Here is a 21883-nt window from a genome sequence, read left to right on the forward strand (position 1 = left end):
CGCGCCTGGGCCCCTCAGCCCTTCGCGAGGGCCGAGGCCTCGTGCGCCAGGCGCTCGATCTCGGCCTCGTCCGGCGCGCCCTTGGGCACGACCCAGCTGCCGCCCACGCACAGCACGCGATCAAACGCCAGCCATTCGGGGGCAGTTGCCGCGCTGATCCCGCCGGTGGGGCAGAAGCGCGCCTGATAGAACGGCGCGGCCAGCGCCTTGAGCGCAGGCAACCCGCCCGAGGTGGACGCCGGGAAGAACTTGAAATGCGTCAGCCCCAGGTCAAGGCCGCGCATGATATCGGCGGCGCAGGCCGTGCCGGGCAGGAACGGAATACCCGCATCCACCGCCGCCTGGCCCAGGCGATCAGTAAGGCCGGGCGACACGATGAACTCGGCGCCGGCGTCGATCGCGGCCTTGAGTTCATCGGGATTGGTCACCGTGCCGGCGCCGACGATGGCGCCTTCAACGCTTTTCATCGCCGTAATCGCCTCGAGCGCGGCAGGCGTGCGCAGCGTGACTTCCAGAACGCGCAAGCCGCCGGCCACCAGGGCGCGGGCGACCGGCAGGGCATGGGCCACATCATCGATCACCAGCACCGGAATGACAGGCGCCGTGCGCATGATGGCTTCGATCGGCTTCATGAACTCTCCCCGCATTTGGCAGGAGAAAAGCCTAGCCCCTCAACGCGCGGTTGTGCACCCGCTAACAGACCGGGCGCATAGCTATTTCCTCAAAGTGTGGCAAAAACCGCGCCAGCGGCTTGGCTGCCCCGTGTTTCAGTCACACCGCAGAACTGAACTGGTGCCCGCCGCCGCGATAGGCATCGAACAGCACGGCGATGGAGCGGTGATAGGGCGCGCTGTGTGGTGCCAGGACCAGGCGCTGCCCCTCGATACGTGCCAGGCCGCGGGCCACGAACGGCGCCAGGCCGTCGCGCGCTTCGTCCAGCAGGTCGGCCGGCAGGTCTACCGCCTCCTGGCACAGCAGCGTCTCGATCACCGCCGCGCGGCGCTGGTCCTGCACCGTCTGGACCACGCCGCGCGTGCCAGCAAGGCGCCCGCTTTCCAGCTGCTGGCGATAGCGCCCGGCATTCTTTTCGTTTTGCACCAGCAGGCCGGGAAAGACCCCGACCGACGAGGCGCCAAGGCCGATCAGCGCGCCGGCGCTATCGTCGGTAAAGCCCTGGAAGTTGCGGCGCAGCGTGCCATTGCGGCGTGACTTGGCCAGGTCATCATCCGGCAGGGCAAAGTGATCGAACCCGATCGCGTCATAGCCCGCCGCGCGTAGCCGCGCCGATCCTTGCGCGGCCATGGCAAAGCGGGTGCGCTGGCCCGGCAGCGCGGCCACGTCGATCCGCCGCTGGCGCGGCACCACGTGCGGCACATGGGCATAGCCGAACAGCGCAACGCGATCGGGCGCCATGGCAATGGCGGTGTCGAGCGTCTGGTCGAGCACGGCCTCGTCCTGATGGGGCAGACCATACATCAGGTCGAAATTGATCGAATCCACCCCGGCCCCGCGCAGGCCATCCATCGCGCGGGCAATGTCGTCCTGCGGCTGCACGCGGCCGATCGCCGCCTGCACGCGCGGATCGAAAGTCTGCACGCCCAGGCTCGCTTTGATCACGCCGATCCCGGCGATCGCGGTGAACCATTGCGGCATGAGGCTGCGCGGATCGAGTTCAAGCGAGATGACCGGGCGCGCCAGGCGGAAATTGAGCGTGAGCGTATCGATCAGCCGCACGAAATCGGTGGGTGAAATTGCGTTGGGGCTGCCCCCGCCAAAGGCGATCCGCGTGATCCGCGCCTGCGGCCCGATCAGCTGGGCCACCATCTCGATCTCGCGGTGAAGCGCGCCGAGATAGGCGGCAAGGCGCTGGCTGCGGTTGGCAGCACCGGTGTTGCAGCCGCAATACCAGCAGATTTCCTGGCAATAGGGGATATGCAGATAGAGCGAGACCGGCCCGCGCAGCAGGCCCAGCGCCCGCGCTTGCGCATCGGCCAGATCGGCGTCGGCAAATTCGGCCGCTGTGGGATAGCTGGTATAGCGCGGCACCGGCCGCGCCAGCAGTTCGGGATACCAGGTCCAATCATCGAATCGCTCGCCCGATTGCGGCGGCATCGCCCCGGCAATCGCGGCAACGGCGGTGTTCATCTGGGCAGCTGGGCCTGCTTCAAGCGACATCGTCATCGTCCTCCTCGCCACAGCAGCTATCGCCCGTGGCGCGCTTGCGCATTGCGCTATGGCAAATCGCGCAACACGGCGCGGTGCCATCGCCCTGGGGCTTGCGCTGCTGGCCTTGGCCGGGAATGCGGATCACCAGGACATGGCCCGCCTCGCCGCAGATCGGCACGGCAAAGGCACTGCCACCGCCCACCTGCGCCAGCGCGGGTGCCGGCAGCACCAGCCGCAGCACCGCCAGCGCGCAGGCCGGCGTGACCAGCCACAGGCGGCCGCGCCGGGTCATGGCTGCCGATCCGCTTCGTCGGCCTCGTCGATCAGGATGCGCGCCGCCGCGCCATCCAGGTCGACGAACTGCCCGCGCCGCAGGGCCCAGAAAAACGCGCAAAGCCCGATCAGGCCCATGCCCAGCGCGATCGGAATGAGAACCGCGATAGAGGTCATGCCACGTCTCTCCCCACCCACGACAGCCGCAGGGAATTGGCCACGACGATCAGCGAGGAGGTCGACATCGCGACCGCCGCGATCAGTGGCGTAACCAGCCCCGCCATCGCCAGCGGCACGGCAAGGAGGTTATAGGCAATCGCCAGGGCAAAGTTCTGGCGCACCACCCGCATCGTGGCGCGGGCCATGGCAACGCAGCGCGGCAGCGCCATGAGCGAGGTGCCGGTAAAGACCACGTCAGCGGCCTGGCGCCCCACGTCGCTGGCCGTGCCCGGCGCGATCGAGGCATGGGCCGCCGCCAGCGCCGGGCCATCGTTGAGCCCATCGCCCACCATCAGCACCCGGCGCCCGCCGGCCGTCAGCCGCGCGATCGCGTCATGCTTGTCTTGCGGAGAGGCACTGGCCTGCGCGGTCAATCCGGTTTCCCGCGCCACATGGGCCACCGCCTGGGCATTGTCGCCCGACAGGATCGAGGCTTCCAGCCCCTGACGCCGCAGGGCCGCCAGCGCGGCCTGGGCATCGGGCCGCAGGCAGTCGGCAAAGCCGATCAGGCGCACGGGATCAGCCCCCAGCGCCAGCGCCGCCGCCATGCCGCCGGCGGGCGAGGATGGCCGGCCCAGCGACACGGCAATGCCCTGCCACAGCGCGGTCACCCCGCGTCCGGGCACTTCCTCCACCTCGCTGAGCGGCGCCGCCTTTACCCCGCGCGCGGCCAAAGCCTCAGCCAGGCCCAGCGACAGCGGATGGCGGCTGTGGCTGGCCAGCGCCAGCGCGACGCCGGCTTCCTGTGGCGTCAAGGCATCGAGTGCGCTGGCGTCGGGCACCGGGCGCCCCAGGGTCAGCGTGCCGGTCTTGTCGATCAGCATGCGGTTCACTTCGGCCAGCCGTTCCAGCGCCGAGCCGTCCTTGATCAGCACGCCACGCTTCATCAGCGCGCCCGCCGCGACCACCTGCGCCACCGGCACCGCCAGCCCCAGCGCGCAGGGGCAGGTGATGATCAGCACGGCGATGGCAATCACCAGCGCCTTGTACAGCCCGGCTCCGGCCAGCATCCAGCCGACAAAGGTCAGCGCCGCAAGGCTGTGCACCGCCGGGGCATAGAGGCGCGAAGCCCGATCGGCGATCCGCACATAGCGCGAGCGTGATTGACCGGCCGTCTCCATCAGGCGGGCGATCTCGGCCAGGGCGGTATCCTCGCCGATCGCGCGCACTTCCACGTCGAGCGGCGCCTCTTCATTCAGCGTGCCGGCCAGCACCAGGTCACCCACCTTGGCGGCAACGGCAGCGCTTTCACCGGTCAGCAGCGAACGGTCGAGCCGGCTCGCCCCGCGCAGGATCACACCATCGGCAGCCAGCCGCTCTCCGGCGGCCACGCGCATGATCATGCCCGGCGCCAGGTCTGTTGCCGCCAGCCAAGCGGGCGTGCCATCGGCGGCCACCACCATGGCCCCCGGCGCGGCCTGGCGCAGCAGGGCATCCACCCCGGCCCGCGCGCGATCGCGCATCATCGCATCCAGCGCGCGCCCGGCCAGCAGGAACAGCAACAACATCAGCGTGCCATCGAACCACGCCTCTGCCCCGTGAGTCACGGTTTCATAGAACGACAGCGCGGTGGCCAGCGTCACGCCGATGGAGATCGGCACATCCATGTTGGTGCGCCCGTGCTTCAAGGCGCCCCATGCCGAGGCAAAGAACGGCCGTCCGGCATAGGCAATCGCCGGCACCCCGATCAGCGCCGAAAGCCAGTGGAACAGATCGCGCGTCGCGCCATCGGCCCCCGACCACACGCTGACCGACAGCAGCATCACGTTCATGCAGGCAAACGCCGCCACGGCCAGCGGTGCCAGCAGTGGCCGCACGGCAGAAGGCGCCTGTTCCAGCACCGTGGCGCGCGGCTGCGCGGCAAAGCCGGTGGCCGCCAGCGCCGCCACCAGATCGGGCACGGCCACCCCCGCCACGTGATCGACGCCGACGCTGCGCGCAGTGAGATTGGCGCGCGCGGCGACCACGCCGGGCACGGCGGCCAGCGCCTGCTCCACCTTGCCCATGCAGCCGCCGCAATGCATGCCCGGCACCGACAACGCGGTGTGCAGCGGTGCCGGTGCCATGGCATCGGCCGGCGCCAGGGTCTGGGCGGCGCGGGTCATCCCACGTCGCCCATCATGCGCCATGTGGCGCCATGCTGCATGACCTTGAGCTTGATGCGCCAGCGCCCGCCAGGCAGCGCGGCGCGATAATGGCCCGGCGCCGTTTCTTTCAGGCTGAGCGCCAGGTCATCACGCAGGCCCAGCGGATGTTCGGCCAGCGCGGTCACCGCCGCCCCGGCAATCGCACGGCCCTGCGCATCGTTCAGCACCACGGCGAGCGCGCCAGTCTCGTCGCGCGCGATGCTGCCGGCAAAGCCCAGTGCCTTTTCGCTGCGTGCCTCGCCCAGCCAGCGGTTGAAGTTCTGACTGGCGACATAGGAATTTTCCACCACCACCCCGCCGAACGTTGACAGGGCAAGCCGCGCCATGACCACGTTGACGATGATGACCACGCCAAAGAACGTGATCAGGATCGCGGCCATATGGCGGCCAGTAAACGGGCGGGCCACGCGTGTAACGGGCATGGCATCCTGCGGAAGACGATGCTGGGTCATCGGCTGTGCTCCTTGCTAGTCGGTGTCGCCGGGGGCGGAAAATTCGGTTTTCACGGCATCTTGCGCCGGCTGTTCACCGGGCCGGGCCTGGGCAGAGAGGCGGAAGGTGAAATGCCGCTCGCGCGCGGCGCCGCCGGGCACCACGGCATAGATGCGCAGGCGCTGCGTGGTATCGGCCGGCACGGTGAAGCCCAGCGCGGGCCGCGCCGCGGCTGCGTCCATCTCGTCGCTATAGATCGCGCCTTGCGGCAAGCCATCGAGCGACAGCACGACCTGGCGCGGCCGGTCTTCCATGTTGCGCAGCTTGACGGTGAAGCCATTGCGCACCGAACCGTTGGAAAGCTGGACGAATTCAGGGTTGCGATCGCGCGCGACCGACAGGTCGAGCCGGGTGCGCTGGCCCAGCATGAACAGCAGCGCCAGACCGATCCCACCCCACAGGCCCAGGTAGACCAGCGTGCGCGGGCGGAAGATCGCGCGGATCAACGGCTTGGCGGCCCCGCCGCGCCGCTCGTGTTCGGCATCATCGAGCGTGCAATAGTCAATGAGGCCGCGCGCGCGGCCGACCTGGCCCATCACCCGGTCGCAGGCATCGATGCACAGGCCGCAGGTGATGCAGCCAATCTGCGCGCCTTCGCGAATGTCGATCCCGGTGGGGCACACCGCCACGCACTGCTTGCAGTCGATGCAGTCGCCCACTGCGCCAGGCAGGCGCTTGGCCTGCTTGAGCGACCCGCGCGGCTCGCCACGCCAATCCTTGTAGGTTACGATCAGCGACTTTTCGTCGAGCATGGCCGACTGGATGCGTGGCCAGGGGCACATATAGACGCACACCTGCTCGCGCATGAATCCGCCCAGCCAGAACGTGGTGAACGTGAGCACGGCGACGCAGCCATAGGCGACGCCCGGCGCAGTGCCGGTCCAGAATTCGCGCTGGAGCGTGGGCGCGTCGGCGAAATAGAAAATCCACGCCCCGCCGGTGGCAAAGCTCAGGCCCAAGAATATGGCCCACTTGGCCACACGCTTGGTCACCTTGCGCGCCGTCCACGGCGCGCGGTCCAGCGCCAGCTGCGCGTTGCGATCGCCATCGATCAGGCGGTCAACATGCTGGAACAGATCGGTCCACACCGTCTGCGGGCAGGCATAGCCGCACCACGCCCGGCCCACCGCCGATGTGACCAGGAACAGGCCGATGCCCGCCATGATCAATAGCCCGGCCACGAAATAGAACTCGTGCGGCCAGATTTCGATGCCGAACATGTAGAACCGGCGATGTGCCAGGTCGATCAGCACCGCCTGGTGAGGCGCCCAGGGCCCGCGATCCCAGCGCAGCCACGGCGTGCCCCAATAGACTGCCAGGCAAAACGCCATGACGGCCCATTTGAAGCGCCGGAACCGCCCATCGATCTTGCTCGGGCAAACAGGTTCGCGCCGGGCATAGAGCGATGGTTCGTGGGGTGCCCCACCCCCGCCTTGCGGCGCGGGGGTGGAGGCTACCAGCTTGAGCTTGGGATCAGCGGGCATGGTCTGGGTTACCTTGCTTGGGCAACGGCGGCCGTTGCCGGCGCCTCAGGCGCTGCAGGTGGAAGGGCTTCCCCGCCCCCGCGCGAGTGGACGTAGGCGGCCAGCATCTTGATGGTGACCGGGTCCAGCCGCTGTCCCCATGCCGGCATCACGCCCTGGCGGGCATAGGTGACGGTCTGCGTCAGCGTGGCGCGATCGCCACCATAGAGCCAGATCTTGTCATTGAGGCGCGGCGCGCCCACCGTGCGGTTACCCTCGCCATTGGCGCCGTGGCACACGCTGCAGTTGTCGGCAAAGATCTGGGCACCGCGCGTGGACGAAGCATTGGGCTTGTCCTGCCCGCTGATCACGCGCACGTGGCTGACCACGTCCTGCACCTGGGCGGCGGTCAGGATGCCATCCTTGCCAAATGCGGGCATCTGGCTCACGCGGGTCTGCTCGTCACCGGGATAGCGGATGCCGTGTTCCAGCGTCTGGTGGATCGTGGCGATATCGCCGCCCCACAGCCAGTCGTCATCGTTGAGGTTGGGATAGCCCTTGGAGCCGGCCGCGCCCGCGCCATGGCACTGCACGCAGTTCTGCTTGAACGCGGCAGCCCCGCCCTCGATCGCGGCGCGCAGCAGTTGCGGATTGTCCGCCAGTTTTTCCACCGGCGTCGCCGCAATCGCCGCGCGGGTCTGGGCCCGGGCGGCGTCGGCCGCCTTCAGGTCCTTGTCCAGCGCGCCACGGCTGGTCCAGCCCAGCGTGCCCGCGGTTGCCGCATGGCGGCCGGGGATAGCCGGATAGACCACCACATAGCCGATCGCGAAAACGATCGTGGCGTAAAACGTCCACAGCCACCAGCGCGGCAAGGGCGTGTTGAGTTCTTCGATGCCGTCCCATTCGTGTCCGACGGTTTCAACGCCGGTGGGCTCGTCGATGCGCTTGTCAGCCATCGTGATCCTCCGTGAAGATCGAGTTGGCCGCTTCCCTGCCGGAGGACTTGCCCCCGCGGCGGAACGGCCAGATGCACAGGGCCAGGAAAATCGCGCCCATCACCACCAGCGCCCAGCTGTCGGCAAAATGGCGCAGCGCGTCATACGTGCTCATCGCCCCTTCTCCTTGGCCAGGTCTTCCTGGGCAGCAGGCGCATTCACATCCACCAACGTGCCCAGCATCTGGAGATAGGCGACCAGCGCATCCATCTCCGTCAGCTTGGTGGGATCGCCATCGAAGTCGCGCACCTGGGCCTTGGGCCAGCGCTTCTTGAACTCGGTGGCGTTTTCCGGGTCGGCCTGGGCCTTGAGGTCGTCGTTGGCCTTGGCGATCTGGTCCTTCGTATAGGGAACGCCGGTGGTGTAGAGCGTTTGCAGCTCTGCCGTCATGTCGCCCTGGTTGAGCGGGCGCCCGGCCAGGAACTGATAGGTCGGCATGATCGATTCCGGCACGACCGAGCGCGGGTCTTTCAGATGCTGGACATGCCATTCATCCGAATACTTGCCGCCCACGCGGGCCAGGTCCGGCCCGGTGCGCTTCGATCCCCACTGGAACGGGTGATCGTACATCGATTCCGCCGCCAGGCTGTAATGGCCATAGCGTTCGGTCTCGTCGCGGAACGGGCGGATCATCTGGCTATGGCAGACATAGCAGCCCTCGCGCACGTAGATGTCGCGGCCGGCCTGCTCCAGCGGGGTGTAGGGGCGCATCCCCTCCACCTTCTCGATGGTGTTGTCGATCCAGAACAGCGGGGCGATTTCCACGATCCCGCCGATCGTCACCGCGGCAAAGGCAAGGACTGCCAGCAGGGTGACATTGCGCTCCAGCGTCTTGTGACGCTCAACAATGCTGGACATTGTTCGAGTTTCCTTATCTCGCGGGCGGTCAGGCCGGCTGGGCCACGATGGGGCGATCCTTGGCGGGATCGAATGCGGCATCGTGCATGGGGGCTTCGGTGCGATACTGGCCCAGGATCGTCTTGGTGATGTTGATCACCATGATCACCCCACCGCTCAGGTAGAGCAGGCCACCAAAGGCACGCAGGGCATACATCGGGTGCAGCGCAGCCACGGTTTCGGCAAAGCTGTTCACCAGATAGCCGTCAGGCCCGTATTCGCGCCACATCAGCCCTTGGGTGATCCCCGCCACCCACATCGAGGCGGCATAGAACACGATGCCCAGCGTGGCGCACCAGAAGTGCCAGTTGACCATGCGCAGCGAATAGAGCCGCTCGCGGTTCCACAGGCGCGGCACGAGGTAATAGAGCGCGCCGAATGTCACCATACCGTTCCAGCCGAGCGCGCCGGAATGCACGTGGCCGATGGTCCAGTCGGTATAGTGCGAGAGCGAGTTGACGCTCTTCACGCTCATCATCGGGCCTTCGAACGTGCTCATGCCGTAAAAAGCCAGGCTCATCACCAGCATGCGCATGATCGGGTCGGTGCGGATCTTGTCCCAAGCGCCATTGAGCGTCATCAGGCCGTTGATCATGCCGCCCCAGCTCGGCATCCACAGCATGACCGAGAAGACCATGCCCAGCGTCTGCGCCCAATCGGGCAGCGCGGTATAGTGCAGGTGGTGCGGGCCAGCCCAGATATAGAGGAAGATCAGCGCCCAGAAGTGGATGATCGACAGCCGATAGGAATAGACCGGGCGTTCGGCCTGCTTGGGCACGAAGTAATACATCATGCCCAGGAAACCGGCGGTCAGGAAGAAGCCCACGGCGTTGTGGCCATACCACCACTGCACCAGCGCCCCCTGCACCCCGGCAAAGACCGGGTAGGACCGTGATCCGAACAGGCTGACGGGAATGTTGAGGTTGTTGACGATGTGCAGCATCGCCACGGTCAGGATGAACGAGAGGTAGAACCAGTTGGCCACATAGATGTGCGGCTCATGGCGCTTGATGATCGTGCCGACGAAGACCGCCAGATAGGCCACCCAGACGATGGTCAGCCACAGGTCGGTGTACCATTCCGGTTCGGCATATTCCTTGCCCTGGGTAATGCCCAGCAGATAACCGGTCGCCGCGATGACGATGAACAGCTGATAACCCCAGAACACGAAACGGGCGAGGCCGGGGAAGGCCAGCCTCGCCCGGCAGGTGCGCTGCACGACGTAGAACGACGTGGCGATCAGCGCATTGCCTCCGAAAGCGAAAATGACCGCCGAGGTGTGCAGCGGGCGCAGGCGGCCGAAGTTGATCCACTCCAGCCCGAGGTTGAGCTGGGGCCAGGTCAGCTCCAGCGCGATCCACAGGCCGGCGGTAAATCCGGCAATGCCCCAGAAAACCGTGGCGATGACGCCCCAGCGAATCACATCGTCGTCATAGCGGCCCTGATCGGGCATGCGCAGGATGCCGCGCACTGCATTGTCGACGTTCTTGCCGCTGATGGTAACCCACAGCGCGATGGCGGCGGCGATCCCGAAGATCGCCATATGAATCGCAAAACCCTGGTCAACTGCCAGAGCACAGGCAACCACCGCCAGGACAAGCGCGCCAAACCATAGGCCGGCGCGCAACAGAACCTGTTCCATGGACCCTTCCCTTCCATGCCAAACTACAGATTGTGCCCCTGCGCCGATTGCCGGTCTTTCACATTGATACGAGTCAAATAACCTGTGCGGTGAACGAATTGTTGGGAACTTGCGCTTTTTTGCGTTGCGTCAATGTAGCGAATCGCGCCGCCCGCCATTGACGGTGCCACGCCAGAGGGAACGGAGCCTGCGAGGGGCAGGCCGCCTGCAGTGGCGCAGCCTGCAGCGGTGCATGCTGCATCTGACTAGGAAACGCGTGATGAAAAAGGTTCTTGGCAAAGCTCTTGGTGCCGCCGCCCTGGCGCTGGCGTTCGCTTCTCCCGCGCTGGCGGCCGACGAGGCACCGGCCGGCAAGTGGCAGGTCAAGGTGCTGGCCACCTCGGTTCTGGCCGATGGCAAGATCACCGCGGTGCGCAAGGATCTGATCGGCCTGCCCGCCGGCGCGCAGACCGACGCGAGCAACAACAGCTTCACCCCCACGCTGGCGATCGAATACTTCGCCCTGCCCAATGTCTCGGTCGAAACGATCTGCTGCTTTACCGCGCACCACGTCACCGGGGCGGGCTCGCTCGCCGGGGCTGCGCTGGTCGATCACGCGCTGATCCTGCCGGCCACTGTCACGGCCAAGTATCACCTCACCCTGCCGGGCGGCATCAAGCCCTATGTCGGCGCCGGTGGGGCCTGGTTCTTCTATATCGACGAACGCGCCGGCGCGACCGCCCAGACCCTGGGTGCCACGCGGGTAAAGCTCGACAACGATGCTGGTGTCGTGGTCCAGGGCGGCATCGATATTCCGATCACCAAGACCGGTCTTGGCCTCACGCTCGATGCCAAGAAGTATTGGATCAGCACGACCGCGCACTTCTACACCGCCAACGGCACCGAAGCGCTCACCACCCGCCACCGCATGGACCCGTGGGTGCTCAGCGCCGGCGTCGCCTACCGCTTTTAAGCCTTTGCACCGATAGCCCTGCATATCCGTCGTATGCAGGGCCAGCGGGCGGGTCGGTCCAGGGTCTGGGATCCCCTGGCATCGGCCCGCCCGTTTTCATGTGCGCCAGCCACGTCCGTGGGTGCGCCGCAGCCTTGACAGACGACCGTCTCCGTCACAAAAAATTTCAAATAAATAGAATATGCTAAATCAGGCGGGTGGTCCGGCTGCCGGCCCCTCTGGCCCAATGCGACGGCCCGCCCCCATCGCAAGCAGGAGACGACATACATGGCTGCCAAGGCTAAACGGAAAATCCTCATCGCCCTCGGGCTCATGCTGGCCGGTGAGAGCGGTGGCGTGGAACAGGCTTTGGCGCAGCGTGCGCAGGCGATTACCTATGCCGGCAAGCTCGATCGCCGCAATCCCCGCGATGGCGAAATCTATGCCAGCTATCCGATCCAGTTGACTGCGGGCAAGCGCTACGAAATCGGCGTGGATTCCGAGGCGTTCGATCCGGCCATGACGCTGACCGATCCCGATGCCGAAGTGATCGCCGACGATGATGACGGCGGCGAAGGCAACAACGCGCTGCTCGATTTTTCCCCGACGCGCAGCGGCACCTATCGCGTCCGCGTCAAGGCCGTGGACGGCGCCAAGCCCGGCGCGGACTACAAGCTGACCTTGCGCGAGGTGCGCCCCCTGCCCGCCCCGATCAAGGCCAAGCCGCAAAGCACCACCGCACTGCGCCTGGAAACCTATGGCGGCACGCTGGAAGCGTCTGATGGCGAAATCCGCGGCAAGTACGAGGACGAGTTCATCTTCCACGTCAACAGCGGCCAGACCATGCTGTTCTTCCTGAAGAGCGACGCGATCGACCCGGTGCTGCAGATCTTCGATGCGCAAGGCAAGACGACCGACCAGCCGATCACCCAGGATGATGACAGCGGCGGCGGCAAGAATGCATTCATTGCATTCACGCCAGATACGGAAGGCGATTATATCGTCCGCGTGACCAGCGCGAACAATGGCGAGACCGGCGCCTATGCGCTGCGCGCTGCGGCCATGCCGGAAAGCTGATCGGCCACGCAAATCACTGGCATGTGGTGGCCGGATCGGCGCGAGGCGCTGTCCGGTTTACCACATCGCCCGCTGATCGTGTGATCGGCGCGCCGGCTGGATCAGCCGGCGAGCGCCACCAGCGAGGCGCGATTGAGAATTTCCACGTCGCGGCGCGCCGGCAGGTCGATCACGCCCTCGTTCTTGAGCTTGGTGAACTGGCGGCTGACGGTCTCGATCGTCAGGCCCAGCACGTCGGCCACCTGCTGGCGCGAGAACGGCAGGGTAAAGCGCTTGGCCGGGCCGCGCGTGATCGGGGTACAGCCGGTTTCGGCCAAGCGATCCGACATTTCCAGCAGGAACGTCGCGATCTTTTCCGGCGCGGTCTTGCGGCCCAGCAGCATCATCCACGACCGCGTGCGATCAAGCTCGGCCAGGGTGCGCTCCAGCAGCTTGTGCTCCAGCTCGGGATGGCTGCGGGCAAAGCGATCGAAATCATTGCGCGAGAACACGCAGACCCGCGCATCGGTCAGCGCCACGACACTGGCCTTGCTCGTCTGACCGAACGGGCGCCCGATGAAGTCGGACGGATAGGCCACGCCCACGATCTGCTCGCGACCATCCTCGGTGCTCGTCGTCAGCTTGAGCACGCCATCTATCACATTGGCGACCAGCAGCGAATCGTCGTCTTCCCAGATCAACGGCTCCCCAGCAGACACGCTGCGGCGGCGCCCAATGGCATTGAGCGCGACAATCTCCTGATTGTCGAGTCCGGCACAGATGGCCCGGTTGCGGACGACGCAGGTTTCGCAAGAAGACATGGCCGTGCAATTACCATCTTGCGCGCGCCAAGACAATGACAAGACACGGCCTTATTAGACCAAAGTGTGATAAGGCCACCCCAACGAAAAGGGGGGCGGCAAGCAAGGCATGCCGCCCGAGTTGGGGAGAAATCACGCGAAACGAACAGGCTGTCCGGGTTGGAAAGACCTGTTCCCTTCGGCGATTTCCGGTCTAGGCCGATCGCGTGGGGTCCGCTTTGATCCGCGTCAACCACGCCACAATTAGCGCGGAAATGGCGCAAATTGGTGGCCGTGCGCGGGCAATCACACGCCCTGGGCGATCTCTACCGCATCGTGATACTGGCCACGGAAAAACAGCAGCGGCGTTCCCCCGGCCCGCGCATCCAGCGCCTCAACCGCACCGACCACCAGCCAGTGATCGCCGATATCGTCCACCCGCTCGATGCGGCAGTCGATCCAGGCGAGCGCATTGTCGAGCAGCGGCTGCCCGGACGGCGTGTGGCCATGGGCCAGTTCGGCAAACTTGTCGTCGGCGCGGGCGGCAAAGCGGCGGCACAGGTCCAGCTGGTCGGCGCCCAGCACATTGACGCAAAACCGTCCGGTGGCGGCAATCCGCGGCCAGGAACTCGATCGCTTGTCAGGGAAAAAGCCCACCAGCGGCGGATCAAGCGAAATCGACGTGAACGAACCGACCACCAGGCCCGTGCGCACGCCCGCCTCGTCGACCGAGGTGATCACGCAAACGCCGGTGGGGTAAGCGCCCAGAACGGTGCGGAAATGCTTGGGATCGATCATGGGGTCCTCGCCTGGGTCAAAGTTATCGCTGCGCTGCGTCAATCGCCGATCCGGGCAACTTCCTCAAGCACCCTGTCGGCCCATTCAGGCCGACAGATCAAAACATCGGGCAGCCAGGTATCGGCGTTGTTGTAGACCAGCGGCGCGCCGTCGATGCGCGAGACATGCAGGCCAGCGCCGGCCGCCACGGCCACGGGCGCGCAGTTGTCCCATTCATACTGACCGCCCGAATGCAGATAGATTTCCGCCTGGCCGCGCACCACGGCCATGGCTTTGGCCCCGGCACTACCCATCGGCAGCAGTTCGCCGCCAATCGCGCGGGCCACTTCCACCGCTTCATGCGCGGGGCGCGACCGGCTGACCAGCAGCCGCGGCACGGCGGCCATGGCGGGCATCACGCCCACCCCGCCGCTGTCGAGCACGAGGTCCTCTCCCGGCAACGCCACCGCGCCCAGCACGGCCTTGCCATCGATCGCCAGGCCCACGTGCACCGCCCAGTCGGCGCGGCCTTCGCCATATTCGCGCGTGCCGTCCAGCGGATCGATGATCCACACGCGGCTTTTGCCCAGGCGCGCCGGCGTGTCGGCCGTTTCCTCGCTCAGCACGCCATCGTCGGGACGGTGCTGCGCGATCTGCGCCATGAGAAAGGCATTGGCCCGCGCATCGCCTTCACAGCCCAGCGCCTTGCCCTCGTGCGTGCCGGCGGCGCGCAAATCCATGAGGATGCGCCCCGCCTCAGCGGCCAGATGCCGCGCCAGCGCCAGATCGTCCATTCGCCTTCCCCCCTGCGATCCGGTCAGATCACCGGCATCCACGCGCCGATCACCCGCTCCACGATCCGCTCGGCGGCGTCTTCGGGGCTTTCGCGCGTGGTGTCCACCCGGATTTCGGGATTTTCGGGCCGTTCATAAGGGCTGTCGATCCCGGTGAAGTTCTTGAGCTGTCCGCTGCGCGCCTTTTTATACAGGCCCTTCACGTCACGCTTTTCCGCCTCTTCCAGGGGGGTGTCGATGAACACCTCGACGAACTCACCCGCCGGCAGCAGGCTGCGCACCAGTTCGCGCTCGGCGCGGAACGGGCTGATGAACGCGGTCAGCACGATCAGGCCGGCATCGGTCATCAGCTTGGCCACTTCGCCCACGCGGCGGATGTTCTCGATGCGGTCGGCGTCGGTAAAGCCCAGGTCCTTGTTCAGGCCATGGCGGACATTGTCGCCATCGAGCAGGAACGTGTGCTTGCCCAGGGCATGCAGCTTCTTTTCCACCAGGTTGGCAATGGTCGATTTGCCCGAGCCGGACAGCCCAGTAAACCACAGCACCGCCGGTTCCTGCATCTTGAGCGCGGCATGCGCCTTGCGCGTCACGTCCAGCGCCTGCCAGTGCACGTTCTGGGCGCGGCGCAGGCTGAAATTGAGCATGCCGGCGCCGACCGTGGCGTTGGTGATCTTGTCGATCAGGATAAACCCGCCCAGCGTGCGGCTTTGCGCATAGGGTTCGAACACCAGCGCCTTGTCGGTCACCACCTCAGCCACGCCGATGGCGTTGAGTTCCAGCGTCTTGGCCGCCAGGCGCTCCATCGTGTTGACGTTCACGACATATTCGGGCGCCCGCACCGTGGCCGAAACGGTCTGTGTCCCCAGCTTGAGCCAATAGGCACGGCCGGGCGTCAAGGCTTCATCAGCCATCCACACCAGCGTCGCTTCGAACTGGTCGGCCGCCTCGGGCGGATTGTCGGCCAGGGCGATCACGTCCCCGCGCGAGCAGTCGATTTCATCGGCCAGCGTCAGGGTCACGGCTTGGCCGGCCTGCGCCTGGTCCAGATCGCCTTCCAGCGTGACGATCCGCGCCACGGTGCTGGTCTTGCCCGAAGGCAGCACACGCACGGTATCGCCCGGCTTGACGCTGCCGCTGGAAATCAGGCCGGAAAAGCCCCGGAAATCCAGGTTCGGGCGATTGACCCATTGCACCGGCATGCGGAACGGCCGTGCCAGATCGTCGGCCCCGCGCACCGGAACGGTTTCCAGGTGGGCAATCAGCGAGGGCCCGGTGTACCAGGGCGTACTGGCCGAAAGCGCCGTCACGTTGTCGCCGGCAAAGCCCGAGATCGGCAGCGCGGTGAACGCCTCGATGCCGATGCTGCTGGCAAAAGCGCGATACTCGGCCACTATCTCGTCAAAGCGCGCCTGGCTGTAATCGACCAGGTCCATCTTGTTGACCGCGAGCACGATGTTGCGGATGCCCAGGAGATGGCAGAGGTAGGAATGGCGCCGGGTCTGTACCAGCACGCCCTTGCGCGCATCGATCAGGATGACTGCCAGATCGGCGGTAGAAGCGCCGGTCACCATGTTGCGGGTGTATTGTTCGTGCCCGGGGCAATCGGCGACGATGAACTTGCGCTTTTCGGTGTTGAAGAAGCGATAGGCCACGTCGATCGTGATGCCCTGCTCCCGCTCTGCCGCAAGCCCATCGACCAGCAGCGCGAAATCGATCGCCTGGCCTTGAGTGCCCACCTTCTTGCTGTCGTTTTCCAGCGCCGCCAGCTGATCTTCAAAGATCATCTTGGAATCATAGAGCAGCCGCCCGATCAGCGTGGACTTGCCATCGTCCACCGACCCGCAGGTGATGAAGCGCAGCATGGTCTTGTGCTGATGGGTATCGAGATAGGCGTCGATATCCTGCGCGATCAGGGCATCGGTGACGTAAACCGGATCGGTCATCAGAAATACCCCTGCTGCTTCTTCACTTCCATGCCGGCGCCGCCAGCATCCTTGTCGATCACGCGGCCCTGGCGCTCGCTGGTGGTGGTCAGCAGGGTTTCCTGGATCACTTCGGGCAACGTCGCCGCGCTGCTTTCCACCGCGCCGGTAAGCGGGAAACAGCCCAGCGTGCGGAAGCGGATGGAGCGCTCGACGATCTCGGGCCGATAGCCCAAGACCTTTTCCAGGCGCGGGATATCATCGGCCATGAACAGCTGCCCGTCCCATTCATAGGTCGGGCGCACCGCGGCAAAATAGAGCGGCACGATCGGCACGTCGTTGAGGTGGATGTATTGCCAGATGTCCAGCTCGGTCCAGTTGCTGATCGGAAAGACGCGGATGCTCTCGCCCTTGTTCTTGCGGGCGTTATAGAGGTTCCAAAGCTCGGGCCGCTGGTTCTTGGGGTCCCAGCCATGGCTGGCGGTGCGGAACGAAAAGATGCGCTCCTTGGCCCGGCTCTTTTCCTCGTCGCGCCGGGCGCCGCCAAACGCCGCGTCAAAGCCATAGAGGTCGAGCGCCTGCTTGAGGCCCTCGGTCTTCCACATATCGGTGTGGAGCGCGCCGTGATCGAACGGATTGATGCCGCGCGCCTGGGCTTCGGGGTTCTGATAGACCAGCAGGTCCATCCCGCTTTCGCGCGCCATGCGATCGCGCAGAGCATACATGTCCTGGAATTTCCAGGTGGTATCGACGTGCAACAGCGGAAACGGCGGCGGCGCGGGATAGAACGCCTTGCGCGCCAGATGCAGCATCACCGCGCTGTCCTTGCCCACCGAATAGAGCATGACCGGCGCCTGTGCCTCGGCCACGACTTCGCGCATGATGTGGATCGCCTCGGCTTCAAGGCGCTGGAGATGGGTGAGCGATGGGCTGGTCATGGCGCCGCCTTTGGCACAGGCCGCGCGTGGAATGACAGGGCGAATTGGTTAAGCGCCCCCAAGCCAAACTTTGGTCACAAACGCGTTGCACTGGATCACAAACCTTCCCTCCCGCCTGCGGGAGGGGCCGGGGGAGGGAATGTTGGCACACACCCCCAGCCAAACGTCAGTCGAAATAGGCGATGCAACGCACCTCGATACTGCTGCGAACGCGCGGATCGGGCAGGCTGGTATCGTGGAAGGCAGTGTGCGGGCAGCGCCAGGTCACGCTCTCGTCGCTGTCGTTGAACTTGAACAGCAGCACGTCATCGGCCGCCATATTGGCAAAATACCACCAGCGATGCGCGGGCGAATAGCGGAAGATGGTCGCCGCGATCATGTTTTCCTCTCCCGCCACCGGCGCGGTCAGCGCGTCGCCTTCGGGAAATTCATCTACCACGAACAGGGTATTAGATGCGGTTTCCGCCTCACCCACGCTGCGCCCGTCGCACACCGCCAGCGGCCAATCCTGCGGCCCTGGGGAAAACGTGCGCCACAGCGAAAAGCAGATCGCGCGGGAATAGCCGCCCTGATCGGCAAAGCGCTGGTCGTGCATGCGCCGGGCCGCGCGCCGCGCCGTGGGCCGATTGTAGTCCACGTGCGCTTCGCCCGCAGGCGGCTGGATGCCGCCATTGTGCTGATAATTGGCAACCTTTTCCCGTGCGCGGGCAGAAAGATCGGCCGAGGTGCGGATCATCCAGCCTTGCGCGGCCACGCGATTGGCCCCGCACAACTGCGCTACCAGGGCTTCCACCTCTGCCAGGTACAGCGCGTCAACCATCGCGGCATCGTGAAAGTCATTCACCGCCGAACGGTGCTGGCCCAGCATGAAACCATGGGTATCGAGCGCGAAGTGATCGCGCAGCGGCATGCCATCGCGCACCACCACGGCGTGATCGGTGTAAGTGCCAGTGTTGATCTCGGCCCCCTGGCTGACATAGCGGCGGGTGACGAAATCCCCCTCCCCCAGATAGCGGATCATCGCCGGCGCCTGGCGCGCCGTTTCCTCGATCGGGTCGAACACATCGGGGCGGGCATGCAACGCGGCATCCATGGCAGATCCTCTCGCACCGCAGGGCGATCTGGCGCACCCTACTTGTTCGTCAACCTAACAATTGTTAGCGAGTGAGTCCAGCCATGCCGCACCCCAAGGTTGCGCGCGGCAATCGCCACCCTACCTTGGCTGGCATGACCCTGCCCTTCCCTGGCCGCGCGGCCGACAGCGCCCGCCTTGCCGATATCACCCGCATTCTTGCCCGCCACGGGCTCGGCTGGCTGGCGGCACGCTTCATGCCTGGCAGCGGCGCGGCAGAGACGCCCGACGGCGATCCCGCCACCACGCCGCGCCGGGTGCGCCTGGCGCTGGAGGAACTGGGCCCGGCCTGGATCAAGCTGGGGCAAATCCTGGCGACGCGCGCCGATCTTCTGCCCGCGCCATGGATCGCAGAACTGGAGCAGTTGCAAAGTCAGGCCCCCACGCTGCCCTTCGCCGCGCTGCGCCCCGATCTTGAGCAGGCGCTGGGTGCACCACTGGAAACGTGCTTTGCCACGTTCGATGAAACCCCGCTAGCCGCCGCCTCGATGGCGCAGGTGCACCGGGCGACGCTGCCCGATGGCACCCCGGTTGCCGTCAAGATTCGCCGGCCCGGCATCACTGGCCCTATGCTGGCGGACCTGCGCCTGATCGCGGGTGCCGCTGCCCTGGCCGAGCGCACCAATGCCCAGGCGCGGCAGTTGCGCGCCGGGGCGATGGCGGCGGAACTCGCCGATGCCTTGCGCCAGGAACTCGATTTCACGGTGGAAGGGCGCAATGCCGACAGGCTGCGCGCCGATTTTGCACGCAATCCGCGCGTGGTCGTGCCCACGATCCATTGGCCGCTCAGCAGCGAAAGCGTGCTGGTGATGGATTTCGTGGCCGGCGTTGCCCCCACCAGCAGCCAGGCTTTGCGCGACGCCGGTATCGATCCGGCCAGCATTGCCGCGCTAGGTGCTGATGTCGTGCTGGACATGGTGCTGATCAACGGCCGCTTCCATGGCGACCCGCATCCCGGCAACCTGCGCTGCCTGCCCGGCAATGCCATTGCCCTGCTCGATCTGGGCCTGGTTGGCCAGGTTTCGCCCCGCCGGCGCGAGGAGTTCATCCGCTTTACCCAGGCGCTCGTCGCGCGCGACGATGCCGCCATGGCCGATGTGCTCACCACCTGGGATGAAAGCGGCAGCGCGCCGGCATCAGCCGTAGCCGCCGCGGCGCGCCGCCTGGTCGAAACCCACGGCGGCGAGAGCCTGCGCCTGGCGCCAATGGTCGCCGATTTCCTGCCCTTGCTGCGCGAAACCGGCATCGTCATGCCGTCAGACCTGTTGCTGATCTTCAAGGCGCTGGTCACGATCGATGGCGTGCTCAGCCGGATCGAACCTGGGTTCGAACTGTCCGCCGCGCTGCGCCGATCTACCCTTCGCCTGGTTGCCGCGCGGCTGTCGCCCGATCACTGGCAACCGATCCTGCGCGCGCTGGGGCTGGAACTGGCCCATCTCGGCAATGAGGCACCGCGCCTGTTGCGCGCCGGGGTCCAGCGCTTGACCGAGCCGCCGGCGCCGATCGAACCGGCCCCGCAATGGGCCGCCCTGGTCCGTCCGCTTACGCGCGCGATCTGGGGTGCGGGGGTGCTGGTCGCCGTGGCTGTGGTGGCATCCCGCCTGATCGGGTGATCACGCCGCGCTCGGCGGCACTTCGGCAGCAGGCAACGGCATGCCGCCCTGGACCATGACCGAGCGCGTCGGCTGCGCCAGCACGATGCCGGCCGCCTCGAACTGCTCCATAATTGTCAGCAGCACGTCCTGCCGCACCGCCATCGCCGCGTTGTAATCCGGCCCCGCCAGGTAAGACCACACGTCGATGGTCAGCGCCGTGTCGGCAAAGTTGGTGAACGTGGCGCGCACGCCATCGTTGAGCACGCCATCGTGGTCGAGCAGGGTTTGCCGCACGATGTCCACCGCCTCGCGCACCTTGGCGACCGGCAGGCCATAGGCGATGCCGATGGTGGGATTGAACAGGAAGCGGTCGCGCGTGGCAAAGTTCTCGATCTGCCGCGCGGCAAAATCACCGTTGGGAATGGTCACCAAGGTGCGGTCGTTGGTGCGGATGCGCGTGGAACGGATGCCCACGTCTTCCACCGTGCCCGAAACATCGCCAACCTTGCAGAAATCCCCGACCTGCACCGGCTGATCGGCAATGACCGTGACACTGCCGACCAGGTTCTCGACCGTCTTTTGCGCGCCCAACGCCAAGGCGATGCCGCCAATGCCCAGCGCCGCAATACCTGTAGTAACATTGATACCAAACGTATCAAGAACACCCACCACCGTGAACGCCAGCAGCAACAGCTTGGCCCCGCGCCGCAGCAGGTTGACCACCGAGATCACTTGGCGCCGCTGGTGATGGCGCAGGCGCCGAGTTGCCAGTTCGGCAATGGCATCGATCAGGCGCAGCGCAAACCACACCAGCGCGACCAGGCCCACCGTGCCGCCATAGCGCAGCAGCGTCTGCCGGGCGACGATCGCCACGGGCAGGCGGTTGGCCCACATGAAGAAGATCATGATCGACAGAAACAGGCTGAGCGGTGGCAAGGCCGCTGCCAGGAAGCGATAGACCGCGCTATCCTGGAACTGCGGGATCAACCGCCGCACCACCAGCAGGATCAGCGCGGCCAGCAAACGAAACGCGGCAAAGCTGGCCGCCGCCAGGCCCAGCAGCAGCGCCCAATCGCCGATCGGCGCACCGCCGACCATCCAGCTATCCGGGTTGGTGCTCGCCACCGGTGCGTCGCGCGGCACGTCGGCTTTGGCCAAAATCTGCAAGGTTTCAGGGGCAACACGCCAGACCACCACCTGGCCCTGCTGGCTGCTCGCCAGCAAGACCGGCACCTTTTGATCGCCCACCCGCATTGTGCCAACCTGCTCACGGTTGAACGGCAGATCGTCGTTGAGATCGCCCACGGCATCGTTCGACAGGGCGCCAAACGCGCGCAGCGTACCACCCTTGTCGAGCAGCACCTGCAACCGCCGCGCCAGTTCTTCGGCGCCATTGGCCAGGCGCGGATTGTCCAGCCGCACCGACATGAAATGTGCCGCACGTTCGTAATCGCGGCCAGCCAGCGCCTGGATCAGGCCAGCTACCGCTGATCGCGGGGTTTCGCGCCCATACGGATCACTGGGTGCGGCCGGGCTAGACGCTGCCGCAGGCGTCAACTGCGCGTGGGCCAATGGAGCCACGCCCAGCAACAGCGCGATCAGGGCAAATCGGAACAGGCGAACGATGAGCAAAGGGCCTCCGGT

Annotated in this window: 21 protein-coding genes; 3 read left to right on the forward strand and 18 right to left on the reverse strand. The window is 66.0% G+C overall.

Translation table 11 applies throughout. The features are described 5' to 3' along the window. Nucleotides 1-14 precede the first annotated feature (14 nt). The 11 genes from eda to ccoN form a co-directional block, all read right to left on the reverse strand. Entirely contained in the window at nucleotides 15-632 is a 618-nt protein-coding gene (gene eda / locus ABIC78_RS03080; RefSeq protein WP_022674609.1) for a bifunctional 4-hydroxy-2-oxoglutarate aldolase/2-dehydro-3-deoxy-phosphogluconate aldolase, read from the reverse strand. Between the two features lie 139 nt (nucleotides 633-771). After that, the gene (gene hemN, locus ABIC78_RS03085) at nucleotides 772-2112 is read right to left on the reverse strand and encodes an oxygen-independent coproporphyrinogen III oxidase (protein ID WP_354488119.1); all 1341 of its coding nucleotides are present in this window, start codon (nucleotides 2110-2112) and stop codon (nucleotides 772-774) included. Nucleotides 2113-2164: 52 nt separating this feature from the next. Further along, nucleotides 2165-2458, reverse strand: coding sequence for a hypothetical protein (locus tag ABIC78_RS03090; protein ID WP_107716663.1), 294 nt, complete (start codon nucleotides 2456-2458; stop codon nucleotides 2165-2167). Continuing rightward, nucleotides 2455-2616: a cbb3-type cytochrome oxidase assembly protein CcoS gene (gene ccoS / locus ABIC78_RS03095; protein WP_062785522.1), complete on the reverse strand. Its 162-nt coding sequence runs from the start codon at nucleotides 2614-2616 to the stop codon at nucleotides 2455-2457. The genes ABIC78_RS03090 and ccoS overlap by 4 nt, the downstream gene beginning before the upstream one ends. Then, complete coding sequence (locus ABIC78_RS03100) at nucleotides 2613-4763, reverse strand: heavy metal translocating P-type ATPase (protein WP_502915620.1); 2151 nt, start codon at nucleotides 4761-4763, stop codon at nucleotides 2613-2615. The genes ccoS and ABIC78_RS03100 overlap by 4 nt, the downstream gene beginning before the upstream one ends. Beyond that, on the reverse strand, nucleotides 4760-5257 hold the full coding sequence (locus ABIC78_RS03105) for a FixH family protein (protein WP_354487780.1): 498 nt from the start codon (nucleotides 5255-5257) through the stop codon (nucleotides 4760-4762). Before ABIC78_RS03105 ends, ABIC78_RS03100 begins: the two co-directional genes overlap by 4 nt. Before the next feature lie 15 nt (nucleotides 5258-5272). Further along, the gene (ccoG, locus tag ABIC78_RS03110) at nucleotides 5273-6781 is read right to left on the reverse strand and encodes a cytochrome c oxidase accessory protein CcoG (protein WP_354487782.1); all 1509 of its coding nucleotides are present in this window, start codon (nucleotides 6779-6781) and stop codon (nucleotides 5273-5275) included. 8 nt (nucleotides 6782-6789) lie between these two features. Continuing rightward, nucleotides 6790-7716: a cytochrome-c oxidase, cbb3-type subunit III gene (gene ccoP / locus ABIC78_RS03115; RefSeq protein ID WP_169041142.1), complete on the reverse strand. Its 927-nt coding sequence runs from the start codon at nucleotides 7714-7716 to the stop codon at nucleotides 6790-6792. Next, nucleotides 7709-7870, reverse strand: a complete 162-nt coding sequence (locus tag ABIC78_RS03120) for a CcoQ/FixQ family Cbb3-type cytochrome c oxidase assembly chaperone (RefSeq protein WP_022676398.1) — start codon at nucleotides 7868-7870, stop codon at nucleotides 7709-7711. Before ABIC78_RS03120 ends, ccoP begins: the two co-directional genes overlap by 8 nt. Then, nucleotides 7867-8613 (reverse strand): cytochrome-c oxidase, cbb3-type subunit II, encoded by a 747-nt coding sequence (gene ccoO / locus ABIC78_RS03125; RefSeq protein ID WP_022676399.1) that lies wholly within the window; start codon nucleotides 8611-8613, stop codon nucleotides 7867-7869. Before ccoO ends, ABIC78_RS03120 begins: the two co-directional genes overlap by 4 nt. A 28-nt stretch (nucleotides 8614-8641) precedes the next feature. Beyond that, entirely contained in the window at nucleotides 8642-10294 is a 1653-nt protein-coding gene (ccoN, locus tag ABIC78_RS03130) for a cytochrome-c oxidase, cbb3-type subunit I (RefSeq protein ID WP_354487785.1), read from the reverse strand. Between the two features lie 259 nt (nucleotides 10295-10553). On the opposite strand from ccoN, the gene ABIC78_RS03135 reads away from it, so the two are divergent. Together ABIC78_RS03135 and ABIC78_RS03140 are read left to right on the forward strand one after the other, a co-directional pair. Continuing rightward, the gene (locus tag ABIC78_RS03135) at nucleotides 10554-11246 is read left to right on the forward strand and encodes an OmpW/AlkL family protein (protein ID WP_054130475.1); all 693 of its coding nucleotides are present in this window, start codon (nucleotides 10554-10556) and stop codon (nucleotides 11244-11246) included. 267 nt (nucleotides 11247-11513) lie between these two features. Further along, nucleotides 11514-12302, forward strand: a complete 789-nt coding sequence (locus ABIC78_RS03140; RefSeq protein ID WP_082209120.1) for a PPC domain-containing protein — start codon at nucleotides 11514-11516, stop codon at nucleotides 12300-12302. Between the two features lie 101 nt (nucleotides 12303-12403). Here the strand turns inward: ABIC78_RS03140 and ABIC78_RS03145 are convergent, their stop codons facing one another. From ABIC78_RS03145 to ABIC78_RS03170, 6 genes are all read right to left on the reverse strand, one after another. Further along, on the reverse strand, nucleotides 12404-13102 hold the full coding sequence (locus ABIC78_RS03145; RefSeq protein WP_022676403.1) for a Crp/Fnr family transcriptional regulator: 699 nt from the start codon (nucleotides 13100-13102) through the stop codon (nucleotides 12404-12406). Between the two features lie 285 nt (nucleotides 13103-13387). Continuing rightward, nucleotides 13388-13879, reverse strand: coding sequence for a flavin reductase family protein (locus ABIC78_RS03150; RefSeq protein ID WP_022676404.1), 492 nt, complete (start codon nucleotides 13877-13879; stop codon nucleotides 13388-13390). 38 nt (nucleotides 13880-13917) lie between these two features. Further along, nucleotides 13918-14652, reverse strand: coding sequence for a 3'(2'),5'-bisphosphate nucleotidase CysQ (locus tag ABIC78_RS03155; protein ID WP_107716667.1), 735 nt, complete (start codon nucleotides 14650-14652; stop codon nucleotides 13918-13920). 23 nt (nucleotides 14653-14675) lie between these two features. Then, a complete protein-coding gene (cysN, locus tag ABIC78_RS03160; protein ID WP_354487789.1) occupies nucleotides 14676-16595 on the reverse strand; it encodes a sulfate adenylyltransferase subunit CysN in 1920 nt (639 codons plus the stop codon). After that, nucleotides 16595-17512, reverse strand: coding sequence for a sulfate adenylyltransferase subunit CysD (gene cysD, locus ABIC78_RS03165; RefSeq protein WP_022676407.1), 918 nt, complete (start codon nucleotides 17510-17512; stop codon nucleotides 16595-16597). The genes cysN and cysD overlap by 1 nt, the downstream gene beginning before the upstream one ends. 166 nt (nucleotides 17513-17678) lie before the next feature. Continuing rightward, complete coding sequence (locus tag ABIC78_RS03170) at nucleotides 17679-18605, reverse strand: CmcJ/NvfI family oxidoreductase (protein ID WP_022676408.1); 927 nt, start codon at nucleotides 18603-18605, stop codon at nucleotides 17679-17681. Between the two features lie 83 nt (nucleotides 18606-18688). Here ABIC78_RS03170 and ABIC78_RS03175 point away from each other — a divergent pair, with 83 nt between their 5' ends. Then, the gene (locus ABIC78_RS03175) at nucleotides 18689-20257 is read left to right on the forward strand and encodes an ABC1 kinase family protein (protein ID WP_354487792.1); all 1569 of its coding nucleotides are present in this window, start codon (nucleotides 18689-18691) and stop codon (nucleotides 20255-20257) included. Here ABIC78_RS03175 and ABIC78_RS03180 read toward each other — a convergent pair whose 3' ends face one another. Continuing rightward, a complete protein-coding gene (locus tag ABIC78_RS03180) occupies nucleotides 20258-21871 on the reverse strand; it encodes a mechanosensitive ion channel family protein (protein ID WP_354487794.1) in 1614 nt (537 codons plus the stop codon). Nucleotides 21872-21883: the final 12 nt, after the last annotated feature.

Origin of the sequence: Novosphingobium sp. 1529, from assembly GCF_040544855.1 — a bacterium.
Lineage (GTDB): Bacteria > Pseudomonadota > Alphaproteobacteria > Sphingomonadales > Sphingomonadaceae > Novosphingobium > Novosphingobium capsulatum.